We start from the raw sequence: 2,108 nt of genomic DNA on the forward strand, positions 1-2,108 counted from the left end.
GCGCACCTGCGCACCGGGCGGCGGGACCTGCTCGCCGGGGGTGCCGGTGCCGGGTCGGGCGCGGCGGGGCCGGGCGGCACCGCGGTCGGGGCGCCGGGTGGCCCGGCGGCCGGTGCGCGGGCCCCGGGCTCGCGCGCGGCCCTGGCGCCGGGCTCCGGTGCGGGCGGCGGAGCGGCGTTCGCGCTCGGGCTGCTCGGCGCGCGGCTGGTGGACGGGGCCTCCTGGGTCGCCGACGCCGTGGACCTGGGCCGCCGTGCGGCCGAGGTGGACCTCGTGCTCACCGGGACCGCCGTCCTCGACGGGACCGCGCTCGAGCACGGTGTCGTCGGGGCCGCGGCCCGCGCGGCCCTGCCCCTGGGCGTGCCGGCGGTCGCCGTGGCCGCGCACCTGCGCACCGGGCGGCGCGACTGGGGCGCGGCGGGGCTGGCCGCGGGCTTCGGCGTGGTCGAGCACCCGGCCGACGAGGACGCCTGGCGCCGCGACCCGGCCGCCGCCCTGCGCGCGCGCCTGCCGCGGATCGCCCGCACCTGGTCCCGCTGACCCGACGCCCCCGCGCGGGCTCGTCGGGCTCCGCCGGGTCGCCGAGGGGGCGACCGACACGTCGAGCGAGCATCCGCCGGCTGCTCGCTCGACGTGTCGCGTGCTCGCTCGGCGACCGAGGGGCCCGGCGGGGCGGGCGCCGCGCGCGGCGTGCGGGTCCTGTGCGCGTCCCGCGGCGCGCGGCACGTGCGGGCGTACATTGGGAACAGATCACGCGGGAGCGCGGTTGTGCTCGACGTGACCGTCCCGCGGCGCGCGCCGGGCGCGCGCCCGCGACCGATCCGAGACACCGTCAGGAGACAGCAATGAGCGAGACCACCGAGACCGCGACGCACGGCGTCGACCTCACCGACGTCGCGGCCGAGAAGGTCCGCAGCCTCCTCGAGCAGGAGGGGCGCGACGACCTGCGCCTGCGCATCGCGGTGCAGCCCGGCGGCTGCTCGGGCCTGATCTACCAGCTCTACTTCGACGAGCGCGTGCTCGACGGCGACGCGCTGCGCGACTTCGACGGCGTCGAGGTCGTCGTGGACCGCATGAGCGTCCCCTACCTCGAGGGCGCGACCATCGACTTCGCGGACACCATCGAGAAGCAGGGCTTCACGATCGACAACCCGAACGCGGGCTCGTCCTGCGCGTGCGGCGGCTCGTTCAGCTGACCCGCGGCGCCTGACGCCACGAGGGCCCCGGACCGCACGGTCCGGGGCCCTCGTGCGTGCGCGGCCTCAGAGGTCGGTCAGGCCGGCGTCCCGCCGGATGGCCGCCACGACGCCCGGCAGCACGTCGCAGAACCGCTCGACGTCGGCCGCGGCGGTCCCGACGGGCAGCGCCAGCCGCACGTTGCCCTGGGTCAGCGCGCCCATCGCGGCGAGCACGTGGCTCGGCTCCTCTGCGGCCGACGTGCACGCCGACCCCGACGCGACGGCGAACCCGGCACGGTCGAGCGCGGTGACCACCGCCTCCCCGTCGACGTAGAGGCAGGAGAACGTCAGCACGTGCGGCAGCCGGCCGGCCGCGGGGCCGGCGACGTCGACCTCGCGCACCTCCGCCGCCACCCGCGCGCGCAGCCGGTCGACGAGCGCGTGCCGCGGGTCGGGCCCGGCGGCGACCCGCGCCGCCGCGGCCTGGAGCGCGACCGCGGCGGCGAGCGCGGCGGGCACGGACACCCCGCCCGGGAACCAGCGGTCCTCGTCGCCGCTGCCGGCGGGTGGCACGGGGGAGCGGCGCACGCCGGCGCGGGTCGCGAGGACGGCGACCCCCGGCGGCGCGCCGACGTCGCCCGGGTCGAGGGTGAGCACGTCCCACTCGGCGCCGACGGGCAGGTGCCCGAACGAGGAGCCGGCATCCACCAGCAGCGGGACGCCCGCCGCGCGGGCGGCGGCGTGCGCCTCCGCCACCGGCTGCCGCGTGCCGACCTCGCCGTTGGCGTGCTGGACCGCGGCCAGCGCCACGCCCGGGCGGGCGACGGCCGCCGTGAAGGCGGCGAGGTCGACCCGGCCGTCGCGGTCGACGGGCACGGTCAGCAGCCCGCCCACCGCGTCGCCGGCCTGCCCGCCCGCGCCGCCCTGCCC

General features: G+C 80.0%; 3 protein-coding genes. 2 read left to right on the plus strand and 1 reads right to left on the minus strand.

Annotation, left to right across the window (positions count from 1 at the left end; genetic code table 11):
• Positions 1-540 (plus strand): glycerate kinase (locus MHY85_RS20845; RefSeq protein ID WP_239200355.1); only part of this gene is annotated, 540 nt, incomplete at its 5' end.
• Positions 541-845: 305 nt separating this feature from the next.
• Positions 846-1,196 carry an iron-sulfur cluster insertion protein ErpA gene (gene erpA, locus MHY85_RS20850; RefSeq protein WP_147796443.1) on the plus strand — a complete coding sequence of 117 codons (351 nt, stop codon included), beginning with the start codon at positions 846-848 and terminating at the stop codon, positions 1,194-1,196.
• A 66-nt stretch (positions 1,197-1,262) separates the two neighbouring features.
• On the opposite strand, the gene MHY85_RS20855 is transcribed toward erpA, so the two are convergent.
• Positions 1,263-2,108: aminotransferase class V-fold PLP-dependent enzyme (locus MHY85_RS20855; protein WP_239200357.1), on the minus strand; the 846-nt coding region annotated here is incomplete at its 5' end.

The sequence above is a fragment of the Cellulomonas sp. ACRRI genome (assembly GCF_022346185.1).
GTDB lineage: Bacteria > Actinomycetota > Actinomycetes > Actinomycetales > Cellulomonadaceae > Cellulomonas.